The organism is Halomonas sabkhae (assembly GCF_030409265.1).
Classification (GTDB): Bacteria; Pseudomonadota; Gammaproteobacteria; order Pseudomonadales; family Halomonadaceae; genus Halomonas; species Halomonas halmophila.
Map to the genome: position 1 here is coordinate 1 of NZ_JAUFPM010000029.1, position 3,807 is coordinate 3,807.

The 3,807-nt window shown below is 69.2% G+C and carries 2 protein-coding genes; both read right to left on the bottom strand.

The window, feature by feature from the left end:
- The coding region (locus QWY79_RS15780) for an HlyD family type I secretion periplasmic adaptor subunit (protein WP_290274901.1) at positions 1-1,403 on the bottom strand (1,403 nt) is incomplete at its 3' end.
- Positions 1,400-3,583, bottom strand: coding sequence for a type I secretion system permease/ATPase (locus QWY79_RS15785; protein WP_435389799.1), 2,184 nt, complete (start codon positions 3,581-3,583; stop codon positions 1,400-1,402). The genes QWY79_RS15785 and QWY79_RS15780, both read right to left, overlap by 4 nt.
- Positions 3,584-3,807: the final 224 nt, after the last annotated feature.

Genomic DNA, 3,807 nt, shown 5'->3' on the forward strand with positions numbered 1-3,807 from the left:
TCGCTGTCGTCCACGGTGCGCACCTTGACCAGATAAAAGGTGTTGTCGTCCTTGTCGGTGATGGTGTCGGCGCTGATGTTGGTCAGTTCCGCTTCCAGCCCGCCGTAGATCGCGAAGTCGTAGGCCGTCAGCTTGATCGTCGCCGGCTGCCCGGGCTTCAGGAAGGCGATGTCCTGCGGCGCGATGCGCGCCTCGACCAGCAGGGTGTCGTCGGTCGGTACCACTTCCACCACGGTGTCGCCGGGCTGGGCCACCCCGCCCAGGGTGTTGATCGGCAGGCGCTGGATGATGCCGTCCACCGGCGAGCGCACCTCGGCCATCTGCACCCGGTCCTGCAGGCCGCTGCGCGCTTCGTTGAGCGCCGCCAGTTCGCCCAGCGTGGTCGAGAGTTCGACGCCCCATTCGTTGCGCGCCTGCAGGCGCGCTTCGCGCAGCTCGCCCTGGGCTTCCTCGATCGCCGATTGCAGGCGGTTGACCTGGGCGGCGGCCTGTTCGCGTTCGCCGCGGGCCTGGGAGACCTCGCGCTCCAGGCGCAGCACCTCGACTTCCGAGACGGCGCCGGATTCGAGCAGCGGCCGAGTCAGCTGCAGTTCCTCGCTGGCCATGTTGAGTTCGCGATTGGCGGTGCTGCGCCGCGACTGGGCTTCTTCGAGCTCGGCACGGCGCTGCGACAGCCGGTCCTCGAGGATCGCTTCCTTCTCTTCCAGGGCTTCGAGCCCGCGCTGGTAGAGTTCGCGTTCGCGCTCGACCACGTCCGGCGCCTTCTCGGCCAGGTCCTCGGGCGGGGTAAAGGCCGAGCCGGTCGACAGCGCCCGCAGGCGTTCGGCCTTGGCTTGTAGCGACTGTGCCTTGGCGCGGTTCTCGCCCAGGTTGGAGAGGAAGCGCGTGGGGTCGATGCGCATCAGCAGCTGGCCTTTCTCGACCTTGTCGCCTTCCTCGACCAGGACTTCCTGGACGACGCCGCCGTCGTAGGACTCCACCTGCTGCAGCTGACGCGAGGGGATCACACTGCCGGTGCCGCGGGTGACCTCGTCGATGGGCGCGAAGCAGGCCCAGACGATCAGCGCGACGATCACCAGCCCCACCAGGTAGAGCAGCAGCCGCGCGCGCATGGGCTCCTGCTGCAGGCGCGCCCAGTCGGCGTCGCTGGCCCAGTCGCGGTTGAGGTGGGCGGCACTGACGTTGCGCGCGAAGAGGCGGTCGATCAGCGGCCGGAAGGGCTTGCCCCCGGCCCGTGAGACGTGGCCCACGGCGTCGAAGCCCTGTTGCTCGGCGCTCTTCTTGTTGTCGCCCGGCACCGGGTCGGGGGCATCGCGATGGGGAGCGTCGTCCGCGGTCATTCGGGCCTCATCCGAGGGGGTGGCGTGATCATCGGGGTGTTGGGCGTCGCGACGGGATGTCATTTAGCGGCCCTCCCGATGCGTCCTTCGCGCAGCGCCTTGAGGATCTCGTCACGCCCGCCGTCGGCGACCACGCGTCCGGCGTCCATGACCACGATGCGGTCGGCCAGCGAGAGCAAGGAGGTGCGATGGGTGACCAGCACCAGCGTCTTGCCCTCGGCGTAGCGGGTCAGGCGTTTCTTCAGGGCTTCTTCGCTGCTGTGGTCCATGGCGCTCGAGGGTTCGTCGAGCAGCAGGATGCGCGGGTCGTGGATCACCGCGCGGGCGATGGCCACGGCCTGGCGCTGGCCGCCGGAGAGCATCTGGCCGCCTTCGCCCACCGGCAGGTCGATGCCCTGGGGGTGGGCCTTGACGAGCTCGTCCAGGCCCGCGAGGTGGATGGCGCGCAGCAGGGCGTCGTCATCCACGTGCTCGCTGCCGGCGCCGGCCAGGATGTTGTCGCGCAGGCTGCCGTAGAACAGCCGCACGTCCTGGGGCACGTGCCCCATATGACGCCGCAGTTGATGGGGGTCGAACTGGCGGGTATCGACGCCGTCGACCATGACGCTGCCTTCGGTGGGCGTGTAGAGGCCCAGCAGCAGCTTCTGCAGGGTGGTCTTGCCGCAGCCCACGCGGCCCAGCAGGGCGACGCTTTCGCCCGAATTGAGGGCGATCGAGACGTTGCTCAGGCTGTGGGTCTCGGCCTCGGGGTAGCGGAAGCTGAGCTTGTCGAACTGGATCTGGCCGTCGACCACCGGGCGGTCGATGAAGGCGGCGTCGTGGGGCCGTTCTTCGGGCTTGTCCATGAGCTCGTCGAGCTGGCTCAGGGCGGTGGCCGACTGGTGATACTGGGCCAGCAGCGCGGCGGCCTGGGCGACCGGCGCCAGGGCGCGGGTGGTCAGCATGTAGGCGGCGATCAGCCCGCCCTGGGTCAGGTTGCCGTCGATGATCAGATAGACGCCGATGATGATCACGCAGACCGCGGCGGTCTGCTGGGCCCATTGGGCGACACTGGTCACCGAGGTGCCGACCTGACGCAGCTGGGCGGTGACCTGGGCGAGGTAGGCGGTGGCCTTTTCCCAGGTGTTCTGGACCCGGCTCTCGCCGCGCAGGGTCTTGACGGTCTCGAGCTGCGAGACCGATTCGACCAGGGTGGCGTTGCGCTGGGCGCTGACTTGCTGGCTGGTCTCGGAGAGGTCGTGCAGCTTGCGCTGGGCGGCCATGGCGTAGAGCAGGATGAACACTAGTGCGATCACCAGCGGGATGACCAGCGGCGGGCCGATCAGGGCGACGATGGCCATGAACATCAGCACGAACGGCAGGTCGACCATGGCCACCACGGTGGCCGAGCCGATGAAGGCGCGGATCGACTCGAAGGACTGCAGGGTCGAGACGAAGGAGCCGGTGGAGGCCGGCCGCGCCGAGAGCTTGAGGCCCATGACCTTGGCCATCAGCGTGGACGACAGCTTGACGTCGGCGCGGCTGGCGGCCAGGTCGACGAAGCGGCTGCGCACCAGGCGCATGACCAGGTCGAAGCACAGCACCAGGAAGATGCCGAGGGACAGCACCCACAGGGTCTCGGTGGCGTGATTGGGCACCACCCGGTCGTAGATGTTGAGCACGAACAGCGGCATGCCCAGGGCGAAGAGGTTGATCATCACCGAGCCGAGGATGACGTCGCGGTACAGGCGACGGTTCTCGCCGATCACGCTCCAGAACCAGTGACGCGCGCGGCGCGGGGCGGCGGACTCGCCCCGCGCGTCGAAACGGAAGCGCGGGCGGGTGTAGATCGTGTGCCCGCTGTAGCGCGCGTCCAGTTCGTCCAGGGACAGGGGGGTCTCGGCGTCGCCGAGCTCGGGGAAGACGACCCGGGCCGTACCGGCCTGGGCATCGAGGCTCAGCAGCACGCAGGCGCGGCCGGGCTCGAGCAGCAGCACCGCGGGCAGCAGGGCCGGGTTGAGCTGGGTCAGCCGGGCCTCGACGACCTGCGCCGAGAGGTCGGCGCGACTCGCCGCCCGAGGGAAGACGCTGGGCGTCAGGGCGTGCTGATCATCCAGCGGCAGGCCGGCCACCAGGGTCGAGGCGCTGACCTCGTGGCCATGCACCCGGGCGATGGTCAGCAGGCAGGCCAGCAGTTCGTCGCGCGGGGTCGTGTCATCGGCCGGCGTGGCAGGCGCTGCCGCGTCGGATTGCGTGTCGGCCAAACGGGCCTCCTGAGGCAGAACACAAGAAGAGACGGGCGCTGTCAGGCCTCGCCCCCGGCTTCATGCAGAATGCCGGGGGCAGCGATCGGCCCTCAGTAGGTGGTGCCGGTCGCGCTGGGCTGAGTCAGCTCGTCCATGCTGTACTGACGCGCGCCTTCGGCCTGGCAGATGGCGTCGGCATCGACGTCGACGCCCTCGCTGTCCAGATCCGCGAGGCTCGGCAG